The 25,844-nt window shown below is 27.3% G+C and carries 22 protein-coding genes and 1 other annotated feature; of the genes, 3 read left to right on the top strand and 19 right to left on the bottom strand.

The window, feature by feature from the left end:
• Positions 1-30: 30 nt before the first annotated feature.
• Positions 31-789, bottom strand: a complete 759-nt coding sequence (locus tag HCG70_RS08360) for a polysaccharide deacetylase family protein (protein ID WP_042402846.1) — start codon at positions 787-789, stop codon at positions 31-33.
• A 125-nt stretch (positions 790-914) separates the two neighbouring features.
• On the opposite strand from HCG70_RS08360, the gene HCG70_RS08355 reads away from it, so the two are divergent.
• Positions 915-1,448 (top strand): DUF4364 family protein, encoded by a 534-nt coding sequence (locus HCG70_RS08355; protein ID WP_055277544.1) that lies wholly within the window; start codon positions 915-917, stop codon positions 1,446-1,448.
• On the opposite strand, the gene HCG70_RS08350 is transcribed toward HCG70_RS08355, so the two are convergent.
• Positions 1,445-2,320, bottom strand: coding sequence for a YncE family protein (locus tag HCG70_RS08350; RefSeq protein WP_042402839.1), 876 nt, complete (start codon positions 2,318-2,320; stop codon positions 1,445-1,447). The two genes, HCG70_RS08355 and HCG70_RS08350, sit on opposite strands and share 4 nt — an antisense overlap.
• A gap of 145 nt (positions 2,321-2,465) precedes the next feature.
• On the opposite strand from HCG70_RS08350, the gene HCG70_RS08345 reads away from it, so the two are divergent.
• On the top strand, positions 2,466-2,717 hold the full coding sequence (locus tag HCG70_RS08345; protein WP_042402836.1) for a TIGR03905 family TSCPD domain-containing protein: 252 nt from the start codon (positions 2,466-2,468) through the stop codon (positions 2,715-2,717).
• A gap of 60 nt (positions 2,718-2,777) precedes the next feature.
• On the opposite strand, the gene deoD is transcribed toward HCG70_RS08345, so the two are convergent.
• From deoD to HCG70_RS17380, 11 genes are all read right to left on the bottom strand, one after another.
• A complete protein-coding gene (gene deoD, locus HCG70_RS08340) occupies positions 2,778-3,488 on the bottom strand; it encodes a purine-nucleoside phosphorylase (protein WP_055277547.1) in 711 nt (236 codons plus the stop codon).
• A 206-nt stretch (positions 3,489-3,694) separates the two neighbouring features.
• On the bottom strand, positions 3,695-4,999 hold the full coding sequence (locus tag HCG70_RS08335; protein ID WP_055290675.1) for a folylpolyglutamate synthase/dihydrofolate synthase family protein: 1,305 nt from the start codon (positions 4,997-4,999) through the stop codon (positions 3,695-3,697).
• Positions 5,000-5,609: 610 nt separating this feature from the next.
• A complete protein-coding gene (locus HCG70_RS08330) occupies positions 5,610-5,837 on the bottom strand; it encodes a DUF3892 domain-containing protein (protein WP_042402826.1) in 228 nt (75 codons plus the stop codon).
• Positions 5,838-5,977: 140 nt separating this feature from the next.
• Positions 5,978-7,282 (bottom strand): MATE family efflux transporter, encoded by a 1,305-nt coding sequence (locus HCG70_RS08325; protein ID WP_042402823.1) that lies wholly within the window; start codon positions 7,280-7,282, stop codon positions 5,978-5,980.
• 78 nt (positions 7,283-7,360) lie between these two features.
• Positions 7,361-10,003, bottom strand: a complete 2,643-nt coding sequence (locus HCG70_RS08320) for a valine--tRNA ligase (protein ID WP_042401556.1) — start codon at positions 10,001-10,003, stop codon at positions 7,361-7,363.
• Positions 10,004-10,260: 257 nt separating this feature from the next.
• Positions 10,261-10,491 (bottom strand) — a binding site (T-box leader).
• A gap of 127 nt (positions 10,492-10,618) precedes the next feature.
• Positions 10,619-11,053 carry a hypothetical protein gene (locus HCG70_RS08315; protein ID WP_042401560.1) on the bottom strand — a complete coding sequence of 145 codons (435 nt, stop codon included), beginning with the start codon at positions 11,051-11,053 and terminating at the stop codon, positions 10,619-10,621.
• Between the two features lie 101 nt (positions 11,054-11,154).
• Positions 11,155-13,395 (bottom strand): ATP-dependent Clp protease ATP-binding subunit ClpA, encoded by a 2,241-nt coding sequence (gene clpA / locus HCG70_RS08310; protein ID WP_042401564.1) that lies wholly within the window; start codon positions 13,393-13,395, stop codon positions 11,155-11,157.
• A 3-nt stretch (positions 13,396-13,398) separates the two neighbouring features.
• Positions 13,399-13,698 (bottom strand): ATP-dependent Clp protease adaptor ClpS, encoded by a 300-nt coding sequence (locus HCG70_RS08305; RefSeq protein ID WP_042401567.1) that lies wholly within the window; start codon positions 13,696-13,698, stop codon positions 13,399-13,401.
• A 184-nt stretch (positions 13,699-13,882) separates the two neighbouring features.
• The gene (locus tag HCG70_RS08300) at positions 13,883-14,053 is read right to left on the bottom strand and encodes a hypothetical protein (RefSeq protein ID WP_172676173.1); all 171 of its coding nucleotides are present in this window, start codon (positions 14,051-14,053) and stop codon (positions 13,883-13,885) included.
• 20 nt (positions 14,054-14,073) lie between these two features.
• Positions 14,074-14,343, bottom strand: a complete 270-nt coding sequence (locus HCG70_RS08295; RefSeq protein ID WP_242833268.1) for a hypothetical protein — start codon at positions 14,341-14,343, stop codon at positions 14,074-14,076.
• A 9-nt stretch (positions 14,344-14,352) separates the two neighbouring features.
• Complete coding sequence (locus HCG70_RS17380) at positions 14,353-14,484, bottom strand: CPC_1213 family protein (protein ID WP_260457803.1); 132 nt, start codon at positions 14,482-14,484, stop codon at positions 14,353-14,355.
• 212 nt (positions 14,485-14,696) lie between these two features.
• Between HCG70_RS17380 and HCG70_RS08290 the strand changes: the two genes are divergently transcribed.
• On the top strand, positions 14,697-15,311 hold the full coding sequence (locus tag HCG70_RS08290) for a hypothetical protein (protein WP_042401570.1): 615 nt from the start codon (positions 14,697-14,699) through the stop codon (positions 15,309-15,311).
• 97 nt (positions 15,312-15,408) lie between these two features.
• On the opposite strand, the gene hypE is transcribed toward HCG70_RS08290, so the two are convergent.
• The 6 genes from hypE to HCG70_RS08260 all read right to left on the bottom strand — a co-directional run bounded on the left by hypE (position 15,409) and on the right by HCG70_RS08260 (position 25,781).
• Positions 15,409-16,422, bottom strand: a complete 1,014-nt coding sequence (gene hypE, locus HCG70_RS08285) for a hydrogenase expression/formation protein HypE (protein ID WP_042401574.1) — start codon at positions 16,420-16,422, stop codon at positions 15,409-15,411.
• Between the two features lie 22 nt (positions 16,423-16,444).
• On the bottom strand, positions 16,445-17,524 hold the full coding sequence (hypD, locus tag HCG70_RS08280; protein WP_042401577.1) for a hydrogenase formation protein HypD: 1,080 nt from the start codon (positions 17,522-17,524) through the stop codon (positions 16,445-16,447).
• Entirely contained in the window at positions 17,508-17,756 is a 249-nt protein-coding gene (locus HCG70_RS08275) for a HypC/HybG/HupF family hydrogenase formation chaperone (protein WP_042401579.1), read from the bottom strand. The genes hypD and HCG70_RS08275 overlap by 17 nt, the downstream gene beginning before the upstream one ends.
• An 86-nt stretch (positions 17,757-17,842) precedes the next feature.
• Positions 17,843-20,122 carry a carbamoyltransferase HypF gene (hypF, locus tag HCG70_RS08270; RefSeq protein WP_154820688.1) on the bottom strand — a complete coding sequence of 760 codons (2,280 nt, stop codon included), beginning with the start codon at positions 20,120-20,122 and terminating at the stop codon, positions 17,843-17,845.
• A 199-nt stretch (positions 20,123-20,321) separates the two neighbouring features.
• Positions 20,322-21,272, bottom strand: coding sequence for a carbohydrate kinase family protein (locus HCG70_RS08265; RefSeq protein ID WP_042401585.1), 951 nt, complete (start codon positions 21,270-21,272; stop codon positions 20,322-20,324).
• A gap of 219 nt (positions 21,273-21,491) precedes the next feature.
• A complete protein-coding gene (locus HCG70_RS08260) occupies positions 21,492-25,781 on the bottom strand; it encodes a 2-hydroxyacyl-CoA dehydratase (RefSeq protein WP_221697684.1) in 4,290 nt (1,429 codons plus the stop codon).
• Positions 25,782-25,844: the final 63 nt, after the last annotated feature.

Below are 25,844 nucleotides of genomic sequence, written 5' to 3'. Positions count from 1 at the left end.
ACCTCATAAGTTTCAATATTTTTCTAATATTTATTTTAAAATTTGTTCACCATTTTCATTTATGGTATAATTTCCATCATAAATTAGTTCACTAATAGTAACAAATTCATAGCCTTCATCACTTAACTCTTGAATAAACCTTTTTAAGTTTTGTGGAGTATATTTTGCATTATTATGAAATAGTATTATAGAGCCTTCTTTTGATTTTTTCCTTATTCTTTCATATTCTACTTCTGCACTCTCCTCCTTATAATCGATTGAATCTACATTCCATTGAATACATTCATATCCTAAACTTCTTACATACTCGACAGCTTTATCATTATAATCTCCACTTGGAAATCTAAATAATGTTGTTTTTTGCCCAGTTGCTGCATATATGATATCTTCAGTTTTTTTAATTTCATCAGACATTCTTTCTTCTGAAATTTTAGTAAATGAAGGATGTATATAACTATGATTTCCTATCTCATTACCACCATCACTTATTTTCATTAATTTTTCCCTGTTTTCATCGCTATAATTAACCCATCCACCCATTATAAAGAATGTACCTTTAGCATTACCTTCTTCTAAAACATCTAAAATATCATATATGTATTCTTTTTCCGCCCAATTTACATCAAATGTTAATGCTATTTTCTTTTCATCTGTCTTTACACTATATATAGGCAATTGTTTTGTTTGATTTGACCATGTACTTGTACTTTCGTTACTATAAACTACTGAAATAATTGTAACTAAAATAAGAATTAATATGTTTATACTAGCCTTCTTATTCACTTTCATAACAACACTCCTAAACTTAATTTTCAATAATTTATATTCTAAAAATATATTATTATGACTACAATATTCCATATGCTTAAATTTGTGATATAATAATATAAACACTTTCATAATGGAGGTTAATTATGTACGAGAATTCAGCAGAACTAGCAGAAAATAAACTTTTAGTATTATACGTTATAAAATCATTAAGGCAACCTATATCTAAAACTCAACTTAATGAGATTATTCTTGAAAATAATTTTATTAATTATTTTACTTTGCAACAATATATTAGTGAACTTGAAACTTCAGAGTTTGTTTGTTATATTGAAAAAAATAATAAAAAGTTGATAACAATAACACAAAAAGGAGAAAATGTTTTATCTATATTTAATGAAAGAATTTCTCCAATAAAAAGAGATATAATTGATAATTATATCTCCAAAACAATAGATAATATAAAAAAAGAACTAACTATTCATAGTGATTACACTATTGAAAAGAACAATTCTTTTATTGTTGATTTAAAGGCCCTTGAAGATGAAATATTACTTATAGATTTAAAAATTTCTGTTCCTACTAAAAAGCAAGCTTCTACTCTTTGTGCTAAATGGAAGGAAAATCCTTCAGATATTTATACAAAAATCGTTCAAGCACTTTTTAATGAAGAAAATTAAAATAAGATCATAGCATTTGGTTCTGATTCAATTGCTATGATTTTTTCTATTTTATTTTCTTCCAATACAATTAATCTACCTTTTAAATAATCTCCTATATATAGTTTATTTTTATGCTTCAAAATCCCTTTAGGCATACCACCTATATATAGAGTTTTTTCCACGTAATATCTCTTTTTATTTATTATACTAATGCTTCCCTCTGTAAAATTTGTAATATAAATATACTCCTCATCTTCATACAAATCTATAGGAGATGTACCCACTTCTACTCTTGCTACATGGTTGAATGTTTCTATTGAGAAAACATCTAAAAAACCATTTTCATCACTTCCGAGATAACTCTCACAAATATAAACAAACTTTTCATTGTTAGATACCTTTACCTTAGTTGGATATTCTGGTGTCAAGAGAGTTTCTACTATTTCATAGTCATCAACTCTTATAATATTAGTGCAGTTTTCCTCTAAATTTGATACAAATATTAATCCATCTTTATTACAATAGTCAATACTATGTGGCCAGCTACCTGTTTCAATTTCCCATGATACTCTATTTTGGGATAAATCATATTCAACAATAGAATTAGACTCTCCACAAATTGTATAAATTTTATCTTCAACTCTTAATAAATCATTAGGTTTTGGACCTATTTTTATATTTCTAGATTCAATTAAAGGATCACATGTAAAAATTGATATAGAATCGCTATAATTATTTGCAGTTAAGATTTCATCCTTGTATTTTCTAATACCATGTGGACCGACTGGTGTTTCAGATAAAGCGAATAATATTTTTTTCACTTCTAAAGTATCTAACGTAATAAACGAAAGCGAATCAGCACCTGTATTGCATAAAACTATAGAACTCAATACTACACCCCCTTAAAACTTCTATGTATTTTAATATATGCAAATTCTGATTACTTCGCTAGTGTAATTTCATAGTTTTTCTTTATTTTTCTTCGATATCAATATATAATAATACGGTACTTATAATTTATTTGGAGGTTTAGATATGTTTGTTTATAAAACATCTGGAGTATGTGCCAGCGAAATTCATGTTGACATAAAAAATAACGTAATTGAAAATGTTGAATTTGTTAGAGGATGTCCTGGAAATTTATTTGGTATTTCAGTTTTAGTAAAAGGTATGAATATTGACGAAGCTATAGAAAAACTTAAAGGAATTGATTGCAGAGGAAAAGGAACTTCTTGCCCTGACCAATTATCAAAGGCTTTAGTTGAATATAAATCTTCTATTTCATAGTAAAAAGCGACAAGCTCTAACTTGTCGCTTATATTTTCTAAAACACTAATTTAATTACTCTTATTTAATCAATTCAAGAGCTATTTCCATCATATCAGTAAATGTATTTTGTCTTTCTTCTGGAGATGTTTCTTCTCCTTTAAAGATGTGATCAGAAATTGTTAGAATCGATAAAGCTTCAACTCCATTCTTTGCTGCTAATGTATAAAGTTCTGCAGTTTCCATTTCTACAGCTAAAACTCCATAATCAGCCCAAGTCTTTAATGAAAAATGATTTGTATCATCATAGAATAAATCACTTGATAATACATTTCCTACTTTAACATTTGCACCTTTTGCTTTTGCTATATTATATGCATTATATAATAAATCAAAATTAGCACTTGGAGCATAATCAAGCCCATTAAATCTTCTCTTATTAATACCTGAATTTGTTGATGCGCTTTGTGCAAGGACTATATCTCTTACATTTACATTATCACTACAAGAACCTGCTGATCCTATTCTTATAAGTCTTTTAGCTCCATAAAATTGTATTAATTCATTGACATAAATTGAATGTGATGGTAATCCCATTCCTGTACCTTGTATTGAAACTCTCTTTCCTTTATAAGTTCCTGTATAACCATACATTCCCCTTACTTCATTATAGCATACAGCATTTTCCAAAAAGTTTTCTGCTATAAATTTTGCTCTTAATGGATCCCCTGGTAATAATACTGTTTCTGCAATAGCTCCTTCTTTAGCCATTATATGTAAATGTTTTGACATATACATTTCCTCCTTTTCTTTACTTTATTATTTAATAGTATAGTATATTCTTTTCTAATAGTAAATGTTTAGCTTTCAAGTTAGGAAAAATTTTAGTTTTTGTTTTTTATTTTATGCTCATTTACGAGTATTTTATTTAAAAGTATATTGTATAATATTTTTCCTTATTTCTTAATCATAAAAAAATAAGAGTTCAAAACGAACTCTTATTTTTCAATATATTTTCTTATTATTTTTCTCATATCACCTATCATATATAATGAGCCACTTGCTAATATAAGATCATTTCTATCTGCATCACTTAAAGCTTTTATATATGCTTCTTCATAATCATCATACGCTTTACAATTTATATTATATTTTATTACTTCACTTCTTAAATCATCTGCTAATTCTGCTCTTATTGAATTAGGTGTAACAGCATATATTTTCTGAGCCATTGGTGTTATTACTTTAATCATTTCTTCAACATCTTTATCTGCTAAAATACCTAAAATTAAATATAAATTATTATATTTAAAATATTTATTTATATTTCTACTCAATGTTTCTATACCTTGTATATTATGTGCACCATCAATTACAACATAAGGATTAGTTGATAATACTTCTAATCTTCCCTTCCATGAAACATTTTTTATACTTTCAACTATATTTTCTATAGATATATTAGTTATATTTCTTTTGTTTAAAATATCAATTACTTTTATTACTACACTTAAGTTCATTATTTGATGTTCACCAAGCAATGGCAATAATATATTAACGTCTTTATCAGAATCATATTTTAGTAATTGGTATGGCTTATCCTCATTTACTACACTAATAAATTTTAATTTATTATTATCAGCTATATAAAGTTCTGAATTCATTTCATGACACTTATCTTTTATTACTTTTAAAGCTTTGTCATGTTGAGGGTATATTACTGTAGGAATGCCATTCTTAATAATTCCAGCCTTTTCCTCAGCTATTTCAGCTAATGTATTTCCTAATAAATTTGTATGGTCAAAACTTATAGAAGTTATAACTTGAAGTATTGGTTTAATAACATTAGTAGAGTCTAATCTTCCTCCTAAACCTACTTCTATAACTCCAAAGTCTATATTTTCTTTTTTAAAATATAAGAGCATTAAAACAGTAATTATTTCAAATTCTGTTGGATGATTATATCCACCCTTTATTACTTTATCTACAGCTTCCTTAACCTCATCCATTAAATCTGCTAAAGTTTCTTTTGGAATATTGTTTCTATTAATTTGAATTCTTTCTTCAAATTCTTCAATAAAAGGAGATGTATACATACCTACTTTATATCCAGCTCCAATTAATATTTCTGTTATCATCGAAGTCGTAGAACCTTTTCCATTTGTTCCTGCGATATGTATAAGTTTTAAGTCTTTTTCTGGATTACCTAAGTACTCTAATAACTTATGGGTTCTTTCTAATCCATAGTTTGAACCAAAATTACCAACCTCAGTGATATATTTCATTGCTTCTTCGTATCTCATATATTACCTCTTCTTTTTCAATTTGTATAATGCATAATCTTTGTAACACTTCTACATCTTTTAATATAAAGTCTAACAATGTTACTCCTCTATATCTGGTGACCTCAGTGTATAAACTAATTCTAACTAATAATTAAGTTTATACTACTAAATATAAATTATTTTTAGTTTAAATGCAAAATTATCTATTTTCTATATTGATATTTCTTTAATCCTAATCTTGTTTGCTTCTCTTATGATATTTCCAAAAAGCTATTATTTCTTGTAAATCTTTTTCATCTTTAAATAGTTATTTCGTAAAAACAACAATTGTCATATACCAAAAATATATTTTTCATAAATATCCTCCGAAATCCTATTTATGTAATAATTATATATTATATTTTATAAAAGAAAAAGGAAACCAAATCTTCTGATTTCCAACACTAATCACAATTTTCTATAATTAACTATGTGCTTGTATTTCGAATTCTTATTTATTAAATATAATATTATCTACATTTTGAAATTGAGGCTTTATATAATACATAATTTAAAATAAAAATGACTAATAAAACTTACTTTAGCTTTATTAGTCATTTCATCACATTATATACCTTTTAAATCAAGTTTAATCTTCTTTAGACATTGATGATAAATTATTTCCTTGAGTTCCATCTGGTTTAGTTCTTAAATACTCTTCACCTTTTTTAGAATGAGCAATAATTACACCATCGATTTGTCCATTTTTAGCCATCTCTACTCCTTGTGCTTTATCAACTGTTGTACCATTTTCTAATACATATTGCATTATTTCTCCACTACTATCTTTAATTGTTTCAACTATTTTATTACTCATATTATTATTCACCTCTTAATCTTATTTTTCACAAAATGAATATTATTATACATAATAATATTCATTTTATATGCTTTTCTAATAATATGAATAAAATTCCATTATAAATATGTAAAATATATCTATTTTACATATTACATTTAAGAGTTTTTCTTTACTAAAATAAACACTACAATTAAAGTTAATACTTCTCCTATAGGAACACTAATCCAAACTCCATTGATTCCAAAGAAAATAGGCAAAATAAATACACAAATAGAAACAAATAAAAGTCCTCTTGAAAAGGCAATTATAAATGACTCCTTTGCTAATTCTATAGATTGAAAATATGCTCCTGTTACCATATTTACCCCCATTATTATAAAAGCTGTTGAGTAAATTCTAATTGAATTAATTGCAATTGATAAAACATCCTTACTAGGCTTTACAAAAACTCTAACTATTTGCTCTGGAAACAATATACATAGTATAAAAAATGCTACTCCAATAATTAAGGCCGTAACTAATCCTAATTTTCTAAATATAAGTGCTCTATCTTTCAAGTTTGCACCAACATTAATACTTACTAATGGTTGAATTGTTTGACTTATTCCATTAAATAGTGCAACTGCAATTATTCCAGTATTTGAAATAATGCTATAAGCTGTTACCCCATCATCTCCAATAATTTTAAGTATTTGTATGTTAAAAATAAATATTACAAATCCCAATGATACCTCTATAAATAAACTTGGTAATCCACATTTTATTATTCTTATTACATTGGTTAATTTATAAAAACCACTTTTAAACTTTAATGTATTATTCTTTGATAAAAGGTGTGTTAATAAAATAAGAAAACTAATAGTATATGAAAAAACTGTTGCTATTGCTGCACCTTTCATTCCCATTTTTAAAGGAAATACAAAAATATAATCTAATATTATATTTAAGACCCCACTAAAAATCACAGCAAACATAGCTTTTTTAGGTGCTTTATCTGCTCTAATAAACGGTGCTAATATACTACCCATTACAAAAGGAATTGTACCAAATACAACAACTATCATATATTCCTTAACTAACGGTAAGACTTCCTTTGTTGCTCCAAGAATCACTGCAATTTCCTCAAGAAAAACAAAACCAACAATAGTATAAATAATAGCTAATATCAATCCAAATACAAAAGATAAAGTGAATATCTTTTGAGCTTTATCCTCTCTTTCTCTCCCCTTTTCAATAGACATCAATGTTGAACCACCAATACCAATTAAAAGTCCAGTTCCAAAATAAATTGAGTAAATTGGTAATGCTATATTTAATGCTGTTAGCCCTAAACTCCCAACCCCTTGTCCAATAAATATTGTATCAAATAATATATATATTGAAGTAGATAAAGCTGCACACATAGTTGGAAAGAAATATTTAAAATACAACTTATATACATTATCTTTTAATAGATTCATAATACCCCCCAATCATTTTATAAATAAAAGCAAGCAACAAATTATATTAACTTGTCACTTGCATTATTAAATTTATAACTATTTTAAAGTATCTATTCTAACTAATACTGCATCAAGCATTTCTTGATACTTAACTAGCTTTTCTTTTTCACCAGCAATTACTGCCTCAGGTGCTTTAGATACAAACCCTGCATTAGAAAGCTTCTTTTCTATTCTTGTTACTTCACCTTCTAATTTTTTCTTTTCTTTATTTAATCTTTCAAGTTCCTTTTCCTTATCAACTAAGTCTAAAAGTGGCATAAATAATTCTCCACCTTTAACTACTAATGATACTGCATTTTCTGGAACTAATGATTTATCATCTATGAATTCAACTTCAGAAGCTGAACCTAGCTTTTCCATATAAGGAATTCCAGCATTAAATGCTTCCTTAGCTTCATCAGAAATATAGCAAATTACTTTTGCTTTTCTTGATGGTGGTACATTCATTTCAGCTCTAACATTTCTTAATCCTTTAATAGCTTCAATAACAAATTCCATATCCTTTTCAGCTTTACTATCTGCTAAATCTTCAGCATATTCTGGCCATGATGAAATTGTTATAGATTCTCCATCTGTTAATGTAGTGTATATTTCTTCTGTGATAAATGGCATTACTGGATGTAATAATTTTAATCCTGTAGTTAATACAGTGTATAATACATTATAAACTACTCCTTTAGCTTTTTCATCATCACTGAAGAATACTGGTTTAACAAGTTCTATATACCAGTCACAGAATTCAGTCCACATAAAGTCATAAACCTTTTGAAGTGCAATTCCTAACTCATATTTTTCCATGTTTTCAGTTACTTCTTTAACTAAAGTATTCATTTGAGATAATATCCATCTATCAGCTAAGCTATATTCTTTGCAATCAGCATATTTATCCATTACTTCTTTATCAAGATTCATCATAACAAATCTTGATGCATTCCACATCTTATTAGCAAAGTTTCTTGCTGCTTCAACTCTTTCTGGAATATATCTTATATCGTTACCTGGAGAGTTTCCAGTAACAAGCATGAATCTTAATGCATCTGCACCATATTCATCAATAACTTCTAGTGGATCAACACCATTACCTAAAGATTTACTCATTTTTCTTCCTTCAGCATCTCTTATGATACCGTGTATTAATACTGTATCAAATGGAGTCTCTTCCATGTTATGTATTCCTGAGAATATCATTCTAGCAACCCAGAAGAATATAATATCATAACCAGTAACTAAAACATTAGTTGGATAGAAGAAATCTAAATCTTCTGTTTTTTCTGGCCAACCTAAAGTTGAGAAAGGCCATAATGCTGATGAGAACCAAGTATCAAGTACATCTTCATCTTGTCTTATATTTTCAGATCCACATTTTGAACACTTACATGGCGCATCAACTTCAACCATCATATGATTGCAATCATTACAATAGAATACAGGTATTCTATGTCCCCACCATAATTGTCTTGAAATACACCAATCTTGGATATTTTCCATCCAGTTATAATATATTTTATCAAATCTTTCAGGAACAAACTTAGTTTTTCCATTTCTAACAACATCAATAGCAGGTTTTGCTAAAGATTCCATCTTAACATACCATTGTCTTGAAACAATTGGTTCAACAACTGTTCCACATCTATCATGTGTTCCAACATTGTGAGTATGAGGTTTAACTTTAACAAGTAATCCCTGTTCTTCTAAATCCTTAACCATTTGCTTTCTAGCTTCATATCTATCTAATCCTTGATACTTGCCACCTAATTCATTTATTACACCATGGTCATCCATTACTCTTATTATTGGAAGGTTATGTCTTTTACCTACTTCAAAGTCGTTAGGATCGTGTGCTGGAGTTATTTTAACTGCACCTGTACCAAATTCAATATCAACATAATCATCACCTACAACAGGAATTTCTCTATCTGTTAAAGGTAACTTTAATGTTTTACCAATTAAATGCTTAAATCTATCATCATTTGGATTAACAGCTACTGCAGTATCACCAAGTAATGTTTCTGGTCTTGTAGTAGCTATTTCTAAATATCCAGAACCATCTGCTAATGGATAGTTAATGTGCCAGAAGCTACCTTCTTTTTCTTCATATTCAATTTCTGCATCTGATAATGCTGTAGTACATTTTGGACACCAGTTAGTTATTCTATTTCCTTGGTATATAAGTCCTTCATTGTATAATTTAACGAATACTGTTCTTACAGCTTTATTTAAGTTTTCATCCATTGTGAAAGCTTCTCTTGAGAAATCAGCAGAAACACCCATTTTTTTAAGTTGTTCTCTTATATGACCTCTATATTCATCAGACCATTCCCAAACTTTTTCTAGGAATGCTTCTCTTCCCATTTCTTTTTTAACTAAACCTTGCTTTAATAATTCATTTTCAACTTTAACTTCAGTTGCTATAGAAGCATGGTCTTGTCCAGGTAACCATAAAGTACAGTAACCTTGCATTCTTTTAAATCTTATAAGCATATCTTGAAGTGTATTATCAAGAGCATGACCCAAGTGAAGTCTACCAGTTATATTTGGTGGTGGCATCACAATAGAAAATGGCTTCTTAGTTTTATCAACAACAGGAGTGAAATATTTTTTCTCTTCCCATGTTTTATAAATTCTTTCTTCGAAATCCTTTGGATTATACGTTGTGGCTAAATTCTTCTTTTCTTCCATCAATAAAACCTCCTGAATAGTTTTTTATATATTTAAAGTTCTTATATAAAGACCACTTTACAAATTTAAATCAAAATTTTTCTAGTTTATAAATATTATCATTAAATCTATTTATTTAAAGATTAAAATCATACTTATTTCATGGAAATAGTATTACTTTAATTATAATATCCATAATTTTATTTTTAACTCTGTACCTTTGCTCTGTATATTTAGAAAATATCAGAAAGCAACATAAAAAAAGAGCCTTAATCCTAAAAAAGGACGAAGACTCGCGGTACCACCTTTATTCCTACTAAGTAAATTAACATTTTACTTCTTATAGGCTCTTAATTTATATAACGACTAGAATGCCGTCTTTGATTACTACTATTTCACCAAAGAAACTCAAAAGCTACCTTCAGGATATTTCATATAGAAGGCTTACAGCCTAGACCTTCCTCTCTTAATACGTCCTATTCCTTACTCCTCTTTATCACTGTTTTTTAATATTTATTTGTTTTTATATTATGATATTTTCTTACCATTGTCAACAAATCTCTAATAAATTTTTATTAATATTTATCACTTTATATAAAATTATATCCACTAATATAAATTTATAAACAAATTGATTTAAAGTTTTCCAACAAACTCATCATAACTTTCAGGCTTACCATTTCCAAAAATTATTTTAAATTCATTTGTTTCTATATCTCTATAATTAATATATGTTTTATTCATATCTAGTCTAGAAGTATCACTAAAGTTAAACATTTTTAAGACTTGATCTTCTGTTAAGTTTTCACCTAAAGTTCCAGACTTTGCAACCCCACTTAATGTAACTAACTTATACGCACCACATGGATGTAGGTATTCTACTACACTTAATTCACTCTTTTTGTTTTCATTGCACTCTACACAATTACAATTATGTTCGTTACTAAATTTCTCTTTAGTATAAAAATACCCACAACAAGTACAAAGTTTACTAATTGAATATCCATTATTTTCTATTCTAACTAATCCACCACAAATTTTACACTTCTCAATATTTAATACGTTATCCATTTTTATACCCCCATATATCCTTAACTATATTAATTATATTAATATAAGCTAAAACATATGAGGGTATTTAAAAAGTATTTTTTATTTAATATATTAAACTATTAACTATAAATAAATTTACCATCTACATTAGTAACAGCTATTTCTCCTCCATTACTTAACTTTCCAAAAAGAATTTCATCAACAAGCATTGGTTTAATTTCTTGATTAATAATCCTAATAATCTCTCTTGCTCCATATTCTTGAGAAGTTCCATTTTTAGCAATAAATTTAACACATTCTTCATCAAAGGTAATTTTAACATTTTTCTTTAATAACTGTTCATTAAATTTATTTAATTCTCTTCTAGCAATATTTAATGCCATTTCTTTATTCAAGTGATTAAATACAACTATTTTATCTAATCTATTCCTAAATTCAGGAGTAAAGAACTTTTTAACTTCTTCCATAATTGCTTCTCCCTGGATAACCCTTTCACCAAATCCAATAACACTTTTACCAATATCTTTAGCTCCAGCATTAGAAGTCATTATTAGTATAACATTTCTAAAATCAGCTTTTCTTCCTTGATTATCACTCAATGTTGCATAATCCATAACTTGAAGTAAAACATTTAATATATCAGGATGAGCCTTTTCTACTTCGTCTAATAATAAAACACAATATGGATTTTTCCTTATAGTATCTGTTAATAATCCACCTTCTTCGTATCCAACATAACCTGGAGGCGCACCTATTAGTTTTGCTGCTGCATGTTTTTCAGCATACTCACTCATATCAAATCTAATTAATTTCACTCCTAAACTATTTGCTAAAGTCTTTGCTACTTCGGTCTTTCCTACTCCCGTCGGACCAACGAATAGTAATGAACTTATTGGTTTATTTTCATTATTTAATCCTGCTCTTGAAATTTTAATACATCTAACCACTTCATGTATTGCTTTATCTTGTCCAAATATATTCCCTTCAAGATTCTTTTCTAAATCCTTTAATGATGAAACCTCATCTTTTTCAACAGTATTTTTAGGTATATGACATATTCTTGAAATAACATCTTCAATAACTTTTTCGTCTATTAAGACTTCATTTAAATCACTTCTATTCATTGATGCATATGCTCCTGCTTCATCAATAATATCTATAGCCTTATCTGGTAAAAATCTATCGTTTATATATTTACTACTTAATTCAACAGCTATCTTAATTGCATTATTAGTATATTTTACATTGTGATAGCTTTCATAATTTGACTTTAATCCATTGATTATCTTTATAGTTTCTTCTATTGATGTTTCTTTTACTTCAATGGTTTGAAATCTTCTACTTAATGCTTTATCTTTTTCAAAATACTTTTTATACTCATCAAAAGTTGTTGCACCAATAAATTTAACTTTTCCTCCTACTAAATATGGCTTTAAAAGATTTGAAGTATCTAAAGCTCCACCATCTATAGCTCCCGCACCAACAATATTATGAATTTCATCTATATACACAATTGGATTTTCATGCAATTCTATTTCATTTAAAACTTTCTTGATTCTTTCTTCAAAATCTCCTCTATACTTTGTCCCTGCTAATGCAGCTCCAATATCTAATGAAAATATTTCAGCATTTTTTAACTTTTCAGGTACATTACCACTATTTATAAGTCTTGCTAATCCTAATGTTATTGCAGTTTTCCCAACCCCTGGCTCCCCTACATGAATTGGATTATTCTTAGTTCTTCTGCATAATATTTGTATTGTTCTTTCTAAAATTTCTTCTCTTCCTATTAATGGATCAGAATTTTCACCTTTAACTTGCTCATTTAAATTTACAGTTAATGTTTTAATTAAATCTTTTTTGTTATTTACATTTATTTCATTATCAATTTCTTCATTTTCTTCTGAAATTAATCCTTCACTAATATAATCATCATTATTATAATTTTCATGACAAAGCTTGTATAATAAATCTCTTTTTTCTATTCCTTCTTCTTGTAAATAAAATGAAGCATAACTATTTTCTAAATCATATATTGCAGAAATTAAATGCTCCATTGTAATACTTTTTTTACTTGAAAATATGGCTTGTTCACTAGCTTTTATAATTGCTTGCTGAAAACTATAGCTTTCTACTGGGCTATCAGTATTTCCTTCTTCAATATATTCACTAATATATTCATCTAACTTTTTTCTTAAATCTATTGCATTGTAATTTAGTTCCTCTAAAGCATTTATAAATCTATCTTCAAAAGTAATTCCATATAATAAGTGTTCAGCTGTTATAAACTCATCCTTATTGCTTTTTGCAAAATCATAACTCTTTAAAATAATCTCATTAACTTCTCTTGAAATTTCCACCTTTTATTCCTCCTCAATTGTAATATTAAAAGGAAAACCTTCTTCCTTAGCCATCCCCAATGCAATAGCAACTTTTGTTGCTGCTATGTCATAAGGATATACTCCTACAATTCCTCTTCCGATTTTATGAACATCCATCATTATTTTATTTGATGTATTTATATCTTTATTAAATACAGTTTTTAGCACTTCTACTACAAACTCCATGGTTGTAAAATCATCATTATGCATAATAACTTTATAAAGACTTGGCTTTTTTACTTTTAGTTTTTCTTTATTTATTGTTGCAACACCGTTCTCCATTACTTATTTCTCCTATACTTATTCTTTTAATTTCTTTAATACTAATTATATAAATGATATTATTTAATATCAATATTACACCATTACTTTAATATTATAGCAATAATAATTTTTATTTTCTTTTATAACAAAATTAAAGGCTAGACACAAATCTAACCTTTAATTTTATTATAACTCTTTATTATTATTTATCTTGCATCCACTCATAAGTTTTATAGCTTTTTTTATTATGAGCATGAGCTCCTATTCTTTCGCCATTTTCTATACCAACTTCTGAATTTCCAGTTGGATCAATTTTTCTTAATTCATTTTTAGACTTAGGTCTGTCTTTCATCCTATTTTTATTATTATCCATAAATCTTACCTCTTAAATAATTAATAATTAAATTTACTTTTAACTGCTTCCAAAACCGGTTTGAATTCTTCTTCATTTTGGTTGAATAACTTTATTAACTCTTCTTTAGATTTGATATATTTAGAATCATTTTCATCATATTTTACTATTGAACTAGATTCTTTATGAAACTTCATAAATATTATTGGATGTTTTTTTGCAAATGTCTCCATTTCTTCAATATGCCTTTCTGGCTTTGTTGCTTTTTTTAGCCATCTAAATACATAATCATATTTCTCCAATATAATCACTACCTTTTGTTATATCTTAAAATCAGTAGGGTCATAAGTTTTAGCTTTTGGTTCCCCAAAACATGCTTTTACACTTTCCACTTGTGGATTATGATTTACATTTTTGTGTTGATGTTTAGTTTTTTTCATTTTATTTGTCATAATAATCTCACCTCAATATTATCTTTTCCCTTAAAAATACTAATATCCTATAAGATGTTTTCCATTTGTACTTACTTTTAACTTTATATAAATAAAAATTTTTATAAAAACATACCTTTTTAATTTTATATTAATACCTTGAACATTTTATTATATTATTCATATTATGTATTATGACCAATTAAAACAAAAGATTATATGGAGATGATATAATGTCAGATTATTATTTTAGTTCATGTGACTACTCAAATGAAAGTCAAAGTGATTTCTCTAATAGTGATGTAAGTAATTTCTCTAATAGCAACGTAAGTGACTTTTCAAATAGTAGTACAAGTGATTTTTCAAATAGTAGTGCAAGTGATTTTTCAAATGATTTTTCAAGTAGTAACCAAGATAATTTTTCCTGTTGTGATGTTTCTATAGAAGAAAGAACTCAACTTTCAATTATAGCAAATTCAGATACTATCTGTGATTTATTATCAGAAATAGCATGCAAAAAAATATCATTAAATGGCTATTCATATTTAAATTTAAATGATAGTTGTAGTTTATTTAATTTTGTTGTTGGAAATAATAAAAGACAAAATTCAAAAGATGTAAGAACTGTTGAGTGTATATTAGACAAATGGTGTATAAATTATATTGAAAGTAAAACTATAAGAGTTACACTACCAAATGTTAAATCAGGAACTTTTGCTAAAATTTATTGCGCAGTTTCTGAAAACCTAGATGTATTTTCTTCATTTTTTGGTGAAGATAATTCATTATATATAGAAACTTCTGATAACTGCAAAGCTATTAAATGCATTAAATCAATTTTATGTTAAGATTATAATTGCACTTTAAATAAAAAAATGACAAATAGCAAATTTAATATAAATTACCTTATAAAAAAATAATTTGCTATTTGTCATTTTAATTTTATTAACAAATTCTAACTAATAATTCACCATCCGGCATACTTATAATTCTTTTACCACCAATTTTAGTTTTAAGATATAATTTATTTTTACCATCATCTATAGCTTTTCCTAAAATTACTGCATCCTGACCTACTTCATTTTTTCGCATTATTTCTAGTACCTTTAAAGCATCATCCTTATCAACAATTACAATTAACTTTCCTTCATTGGCTACATAAAGAGGATCTAATCCTAAAATATCACACATTGCAGAAACCTCTTTTTTTACTGGAATACTTCTTTCTTCAATCTCTATACTAATATTGCTATGCTCGATTATTTCATTTAGTGTTGTAGCTACTCCACCTCTTGTAGGGTCTCTTAATACCCTAACATTTTTACTTACTGATAAAATATCGTCTATTAGAAAATTTAATAAACAACAATCACTTTTAATATCTACATCAAACCCCAAATTTTCTCTATTGTTCATAATACACATTCCGTGATCACCAATAGTACCACTTAATAATATACAATCACCAGCTTGGACCATATCTCCACTATAATAATATTTTTCATCTTCTATTATTCCAATACCAGTTGTATTAATATATATTTTATCGCAACTTCCTCGTTCTACAACCTTTGTATCACCAGTTACAATTTTTACATTTGCTTTTTTAGCTGTATCAGCCATAGATTTTACTATTTTCTCTAGTTCATCAATCTCTAATCCTTCTTCAATTATAAACCCTACCGTAATATATAATGGCTTTGCTCCACTCATAGATATATCATTAACTGTTCCACAAATAGCTAGCTTACCTATATCTCCACCATTAAAAAATATTGGATTTATAACAAATGAATCTGTAGATATTGCAATTCTTCCATTTATTAACGGCAAAACTGATGAATCATTTTGTTGATTTAAAATTTCATTATTAAAATATTTATAAAATAAATTATTAATTAATTTATTAGTTGCCTTTCCACCACTACCATGACTTAAGGTTATAATTTCATTACTCATAAAATTTCTCCCTCCAACTAAATTACTTATATTTATAATAAGCAGAACAAGTTCCTTCTTCTGATACCATACATGCTCCAATTGGTGTTAGAGGTGTACATATATTCCCAAATAAATTACATTCCGTTGGTTCTTTTATACCCATTAGCACTTCTCCACAAGAACATCCTTTATTATCACTTTCCTGTATAAATTTAATATCAAATTTATTTAATGCATCAAAACGACTATATTTATTTTTAATAATTAATCCTGCATTATCTAATTTTCCTATACCTCTCCATATACTTTCGCTTTTTTCAAAAACTTCATGTATTATATTAACTGCATTTATATTTCCATCTTTTTTTACAAGTCTACTATATAAATTAACTAAATAATTTTTATTATTCTTATTCATTTCTATTATTGTATATATAGATGCTAAAATATCATTTACCTCAAACCCAGCTATAACCATTGGAATATTATATTCCACCGCTAATTTCTTAAATTGATTTTCACCAATTATCGTTGCAACATGTCCAGGACATAAAAATGCATCAATCTTTATATTAGGATTTAATACTAAACTCTTCATTGCTTCTGGCATTGTCTTTAAACTATTAAAAACCGAGAAATTATTGATATTTTCATCACAGGCTATTTTTATACTCATTGCAATGATTGGAGCAGTTGTTTCAAATCCTATACCTAAAAATATAACCTCTTTACTTGGATTCTCCCTAGCTATTTTAATACTATCTAATGGTGAATAAACAACTCTAATATCACTTCCTAATGCTTTTTCCTTACTTAATGTACTTTCCTTTCCTGGAACCCTCATCAAGTCACCAAAAGTAGTAATTATCATATTTTCTTTTTTTGATAGTTTTATTGCTGTATCAATATATCCTTGTGGCGTTACACATACAGGGCAACCTGGACCATTTATAAGCTTTATTTTCTCAGGCAATAAATCCTTTATACCATTTTTTAAAATTACATTTGTATGAGTTCCACATACCTCCATAATAGAAATTTCTGATACTACTTCGCTCTTTATCTTATCTAAAAATCTATTTGTAAGGTTAATATCTTTTAGTTTATTCAGTGTGTCCACTTCTTTCACACTCCTTAATTGCCTCACTAAGTTCACTAAATATTTCTAGAGTTTCATTAGCGTAATCTTCATCTATCTTTTGAATTGCACATCCTGCATGAACTAATACATAATCACCTTCTTTAGGCTCATTTATAAACATAATGTTCACCTTCATCTTTATCCCACCATAACTTACAGTTGCTTCATTATCGATAATAGATTCTATTCTCGCCGGAACTGCTATACACATATATTTTTCTCCTTTCAAATAAGCTATATATGAAAACTTTAATTTGCTGAATTAAATTTCCTTACATTCTTTAAACTCATTTATATTTAATTTATTTTTTCATTTGCTATTGCCAATTGTCCCAAACTAATACCACTATCATTGCAAGGAATAATTGTATGAGTTATTACCTCAAAATTATTTTCAATTAATTTAACAATAGTTCTATCAAGTAATATTTCATTTTGAAATACTCCTCCAGTAAGTATAACTTTGTTAACCTTAGTTTTTTCTCTAATCCTTTTTGCCATATCTATTGTAAATTCAACTACAGTATTATGAAATTTTGCACTAATAATATCTTTAGTAACTTTATTTCTAATATCATTAACTATTCCTATAATTATTTCATTAAATTTTATAATATATCTATCTTCTATTTTATCTATATTATATTTATAGTTATTTATTATTTCTTCATTACTTATATTTTCTAATATTATAGCTGCTTCGCCTTCAAAAGAAATCTCTTCAATTAATCCAATTAGTGCAGAAATTCCATCAAATAATCTACCTATACTTGATGTTTCAGGTGAGTTTATTTTTTTATCAATAATATTCTTAATTACACTAACACTTTTATTCTTAAGATTATTTGGTATATAGTTAATAAAGTCATCATTATATACCTTATATAGTAAAGATAACGCAATTTTCCATGGATTCTTAATAGCACTTTCTCCACCTGGTAAATTAAAATACTGTAAATGTCCAATTCTTACATATTCTTTTCTATTACATAGTAAAAATTCTCCACCCCATATTTTTTTATCATCTCCATATCCAGTTCCATCATATGCAATACCTATTACTTGTTCATTTATATCATTTTCTACCATACAGCTTACAACATGACTATGATGATGTTGTGTTTCCATAATCTTAACATCTTCATTTATATTTAAAATATCCTTCAAATTTATATCCCTATAAACAAAGCTTGGATGCATATCATAAACAATTATTTTAGGTTTTATACTATATATTTTTAAATAATGAGAAATTACTCTTTCAAACTTATTAGTAGTTTCTATATTTTTCAAATCACCTATATACTCACTCATAAATACATCATTTTTATTACTGACACTTATAGTATTTTTCAATTCTGACCCTAATGCTAAAATTTCACTTTTAGTATTCATGAATATACTTTTAGGTGAATATCCCCTAGCACTCCTTATAACTCTTTCTCTATTCTTAATAACTCTAGTAACAGAATCATCAATACTCATATAAATCTCTCTATTATTTAACAAATAATAATCCGCTATATTATTTAATTTTTCTAATGCTTGATTATTTTTATAAATTATTGGCTCTCCACTGATATTTCCACTTGTCATAACTAATATTTCTGTATTTTCATCAAATAATAAGTAATGTAAGGGCGTATATGGAAGCATTACTCCAACTCTTTTATTATTGGGTGCTAAATTATTAGGAAGGCCATAATTTTTATTCTTTTCTAATAGTACAATAGGTCTTTTATTACTTAATAATACTGCTTCTTCTTCTTTACTTAAATTACAGTATTTTTTAACAACTTCTAAATCTCTCATCATTACGGCAAAAGGCTTTTGGGGTCTCTTTTTTCTTTTTCTTAATAATCTTATTGTCTCTTCATTTTTAGCATCACAAGATAAATTAAATCCTCCTAATCCTTTAACTGCTATTATATTGCCTTCTTTAATCAACTTAATAGTTTCTGTTAAAGGATCCTCATACTTTATTAACTCTCCATTACTTTTACTTAAAAATACTATAGGACCACATTCTGGACATGCATTTGGTTGGGCATGAAACCTCCTATTCTCTGGATTATTATATTCGGCTTTACAACTTTCACACATTTCAAATTCATTCATTGTTGTTAAATCTCTATCATATGGTAAATCTTTGATTATTGAAAATCTTGGCCCACAGCATGTACAATTTGTAAAAGGATATCTATATCTTTTATTATTTTTATCAAAAATTTCAGTTTTACATTTATCACATATTGAGTAATCTGGTGAAATATATGTAGTAGGACTAATATTTTTTTCAGTTAATTTTATATAAAAGTCTGTATATTTTTGATTTACTTTTTTCTCAGTAATCTTCACTTTCTTTATTTTAGATAATAATGGTGGATTTTTGCTTAATTCAACAATAAATGCCTTTAAGTTATCTTCTTCCCCCTGAATATCTATAATAACTCCATTACTATTATTATTAACGTATCCGGTTAAACTGTTTTTTATTGCTAAGTTATAAACAAAAGGTCTAAACCCAACTCCTTGTACAATTCCATAAACATCAATAACCTTTCTTTTTTTACTCATCTGTACCCCTCTATTTGTTTATTTGAAACTACTTAACTTATTTATATAACTTTTAGCTCTACTAAAAAAATTATAATTTTATACTATTAATTAACATTAGAATCCTATTTAAATTATATCCTACAATTACCATTTTTTCAATTTCAAAGCAATTAATTGTAAAAAAATAAGACTCTATAAAGAGTCTTATCTAAAAGTATTAATTTTCATTCCAATTAGTATTTTTAACAAAATCCTCAACTAAAGCATGACACATGTCAGGATTAATAGTTTCTTCATGAGTTATTGTAATTATAGACATTGCAACAGAATACTTAAGGGTATCCTTAATATTTAAATTATTCATGTAGCCATATCCAATTCCGGCAACAAATGAATCACCTGCTCCTGTAACATTTTTAACATCTATCTTATCAGAACATGCAAGAGTTCCTTCTTCACCCTCACTAGTAATATAATATATTCCATCTGCATCTAAACTAATGAATACATTTTTTACTCCTTGTTCAATAAAAAATCTACCAGCTTTTCTTAAGTCTTCATTACTTTCAATCTTAAAACCACATAAAGCTTCTGTTTCAAATCTATTTGGTTTTATTGTATGGAAGTATTTTATTAAATGACGAATTTTTCTAGCTTTCTTTGCTGATACTGGATCTAATATAAAGTTACTTACTCCTTCATATTTCTTTAAAATATACTCTAATAAAACTGGATTATCTGAATCAACTATAGTATATTGTGCATTTCTAAAAATACTATCTTTTTCATCAATAAAACTTTCATCCATTTTATTTAAGCTTTCCATATCTACTACAGCTGATTCCATTTCACCTTGGTGATTTAAAATTGCCATATATGTTGGAGTACTTTCATTCTTTAAGAATAAAGAGTGCTCCATACTATATCCTAATTTTTTAGAATGTTCAAAAATGCTTTTTCCATTTTCATCATCACCTAAAGTTGAAATAAACTTTGTTTCCACTCCTACTCTTGCTAGATTTTCTGCAATATTTCTACATACTCCTCCAAAAGATATTTTTATATGCCCCGGTATCGAATCTCTTTGAGCATAACTTCTTCCACAAAACCCAAAAATATCAACAATTGAGGCTCCTAAAACTAAAATATAAGGATTTTTATCATTCATACTATCTCTCCTGCCACTAATTTAACGTATTAAAATATAAATACATTATAGTAAAGAGATGAAAAAAAATAAAGAGGATTTAAAAAAAATGTCGAATTTTTTTAAAGTCTTCTTTATTTTCAAGTTAACTCTTGCTTATTTTGTTCTATAAATACACTGATAATAGCTTTTAATAACTAAATCATATAAAGTTCCATCATATACAATATATAACTAACTTTATATATTATTAGTTCTTAAAGTATTAATATCTATTTTAACTTCTTTTTTATAATCATAGTTTTCTTGTGGTAGCTTTAAGTTCTTAAATGCTACCGACATCATAAGCTTTATTCTATTTAATTGATTAACTTCAGAGGCTCCTGGATCATAATCAACAGCAATAATATTTGCCAACGGGTATTTAGCTTTTAATGCTTTAATCATTCCTTTTCCTGTTACATGATTAGGTAAACATGCAAATGGTTGAATACAAACAATGTTATTCACATTATTTTCAATTAACTCAACCATCTCGCCTGTCAATAACCACCCTTCACCTGTTTGGTTACCTAAAGATACAACATTTGCTGCCTTTTCTGCTAAATGACTAATAGTAGTTGGATATCCAAATCTTTCACTATTCTGCAATTCTTTAATTACAAATTTCCTATATGCTTCAATATAGGAAATTGCAATATCACAAACAGTTTTTGTTATTTTGCTTCCTGATAAGTATCTATTTTTAAATTTTGAGTTATAACAACAATATAAAAAGAAATCTAATAATTCAGGAACTACTACTTCTGCACCTTCATTCTCCAAAACATCTACTATATTGTTATTGGCAGTTGGATGATATTTAACTAATATTTCACCTACTATGCCTACCTTCGGCTTAACTTCATTATTAATTTCAATTGTATCAAAAGCTTTAACTATTTCTTTAACTATTTTATTCATTTCACTTTTACTACCATTTATTAGATTTTCAAATGCTTTTTCTCGATAGTATTCATATAACTTATTTGCAGATCCCTCAACAACTTCATAAGGTCTTACTCTATAAAGCACTCTCATAAATAAATCACCATAAATTATACCCATCATAAGCTTCTTTATTAATTCATATGAAATCGTAAATCCTGGTTGCTTTTCCATACCTAACGTATTTAATGAAATAATTGGAACATTAGGAAATCCCGCTTCCCTTAAACCTTTCTTCAAAAATCCAACATAATTAGTTGCTCTACAACCACCACCAGTTTGTGTAATAATTAATGCAGTTTTTTCTGGATCATATTTACCACTTTTTAATGCATGAATCATTTGTCCAATAACTAATATTGACGGATAACAAGCATCATTATTAACATATTTAACCCCTTCTTCAATTGCCTCTTTATCATTAGCAGGTAATACCTCAATATTATATCCACTAGCCTTTGCCGCTTTTTCTATAAATTGAAAATGCATAGGCGACATTTGAGGTGCAAGTATTGTCCAATCTTTTTTCATTTCCTTTGTAAACACATTGTTTTGATAGCTGTTATCTACACTTTTTAATACAACATTATTTCTTTCCCTTTCTTCCATTGCTGCCTTTAACGATCTTATCCTTATCTTAACTGCACCTAAATTACTTCCTTCATCTATTTTTATTAAAGTGTATATCTTTCCTCTACTAGCTAATATTTCAGATACCTGATCGCTTGTAACAGCATCTAAGCCACAACCAAATGATGTTAACTGTATTAATTCTAAATCTTTTCTTTCCTTTACAAAGGCAGCAGCTCTATATAATCTAGTATGATACATCCATTGGTCCACAACTCTTATTGGTCTATTTAAATTTCCTAAATGAGCAACACTATCTTCAGTAAAAACTGCCATATTAAATGATGTTATAATATCTGTTAGTCCATGATTGATTTCAGGGTCAATATGATAAGGTCTACCACTTAAAACTATACCTTTCATATTATTATCTTCAATATACTTTAATGTTTCTTCACCTTTTTTTCTTATATCATTAACTACACTTTCTCTTTCGTTAAAAGCTGCATCCACTGCATTTCTTATTTCTTTTTTAGTAACATTAAACTCTTCAAAAATTTCATAAAGTCTTTTATAAAGCTTCTCTTTATTGTGCAATGACAAAAATGGCGAAAGATATTTTATTCCTTTATCTTTTAATTCATCTATATTATTTTTAATAACATCTGGATATGATGTAACCATAGGACAATTATAATGATTATTAGCCCCACTATCTTCTTTATATTCATAAGGAATACATGGATAAAAAATAGTTTTAATTCCTTTGTTAATTAAATACATAATATGACCATGACTTATTTTAGCTGGATAGCAAGCTGATTCTGATGGTATAGTTTCTATTCCTAATTTAAATATATCCTTATTAGAAATTGGAGATAATACAACCCTAAATTTTAATTTTGTTAAGAAAGTAAACCAAAATGGATAATTTTCATAAATATTTAAAACACGAGGTATACCAATTTCTCCTCTTATTGCCTCTTCTTTACTTAAAGGTTTATAAGAAAATATTCTTTTTAACTTGTATTTATATAAATTAGGTACATTTGCTTTTTTCTCAATATTACCAAGAGGTCTTTCACACCTATTTCCTGTAATATAATTTTCACTTTCACTGAATTTATTAATTGTTAATAAGCAGTTATTTCCACATCTTCCACATCTCTCACAACTTGTTTCCATTGTAAAATCATTGATTTTATCTCTTGTTATTAATGATGATGTCTCTCCTTCTGTGTAATTTTCCTTAGCTATTAATGCTGCTCCATACGCTCCCATTAATCCCGCTATTTCAGGTCTTACAACATCAATGCCTGTAACTTTTTCAAAGCTTCTTAATATTCCATCATTATAAAAAGTACCACCTTGTACTATAATATTTTTGCCTAATTCATCAAAATTTCTAATCTTAATTACCTTATATAAGGCATTTTTAATTACTGAATAAGAAAGACCTGCAGAAATATCTGCAATGCTTGCACCTTCTTTTTGTACTTGCTTTACCTTTGAATTCATGAATACAGTACATCTTGAACCTAAATCAACTGGATGTTTTGATTTAATAGACAATTTAGCAAATTCATCAATTGAAATTCCCAAAGATTTACTAAATCCTTCAATAAATGAACCACATCCTGATGAACACGCTTCATTTAATAAAATGTTATTAATAACTCCATCTTTAATCATTAAGGCTTTCATATCTTGTCCGCCTATATCTAATATAAAATCCACATTAGGCATAAATTCTTTTGCACCTCTAAAATGACAAATTGTTTCTATCTTACCAATATCAACACCAAGAGCTGCCTTTATTAATCCTTCTCCATAACCTGTAACTGTAGCTTTTGCTATCTTTACATCTTTATTTAATAATATATAAATTTCTTTTAAAATATCTATAGTTTTATTTAAAGGACTTCCTTCATTATTATTATAGCTAGAATATAATAACTCTCCTTTTTCTCCTAATACAACCGCTTTAGTTGTAGTAGAACCTGCATCTATTCCTATAAATACTTTCCCCTTGTATTCAGATAAATTTCCTTTAGGAACAGTGCTTAAACTATGTCTTTCCTTAAATTTATTATAATCTTCTTCATCAATAAATAATGGTTCTAATGATTCATTCACTATTGTTTTAGCATTAATTTCATTTAGTCTTCTAATTAGCTCATTAGAATTAATTATCTCACTGTTTTCAGCTAAAATTGCAGCTCCTAAAGCAACATAAATTTCAGAATTATTGGGTGCAAAGTATTCACCTTCTTTTAAATTTAAAGTTTTTATAAATCTATCTCTTAAACTATCAAGAAAATGAAGAGGACCACCAAGAAATGCAACATTCCCCCTAATAGGTTTCCCACATGCTAGTCCACTTATTGTTTGATCTACAACAGCTTGAAATATTGATGCTGCAATATCACTTTTCTTTGCTCCTTCATTAATTAATGGTTGTATATCAGTTTTCGCAAAAACTCCACATCTTGAAGCAATTGGATAAATGTTAGTTGCCTCTTTAGCTAATATATTCAACCCTTTTGCGTCAGTATTTAATAAAATAGCCATTTGATCAATAAATGCTCCTGTTCCACCAGCACATGTTCCATTCATCCTTTGGTCTATTCCACCTTTTAAATACGTTATTTTAGCGTCTTCTCCTCCAAGTTCAATAACAACATCTGTTTTACTTATAAATTCCTCTACTGCTCTAGTACAAGATATAACTTCTTGCTCAAATTTGCACTTTAACCACTGTGATACCCCTATTCCACCAGAGCCTGTAACTGTAACTTTTAAATTAACATTACCTATACTTTTAAAACATTCCTTTAATGAATTATCTAAAGTAGTTTTTATATCGGAAAAATGTCTCCTATAATCACTATAAATTACTTTATTATAATTATCTAATACCACAACTTTTATTGTAGTAGATCCTACATCAATTCCCAATTTATAACTTCTCATATTTTACCACTCTTTCCAATTAATATATCGCACTAATTATATCACATAAATTTTATTTTTTCA

Origin of the sequence: Clostridium sp. K04 (assembly GCF_019734375.1) — a bacterium.
GTDB lineage: Bacteria > Bacillota > Clostridia > Clostridiales > Clostridiaceae > Clostridium > Clostridium saudiense.
This window is presented reverse-complemented; position numbering and strand designations above follow the sequence as displayed.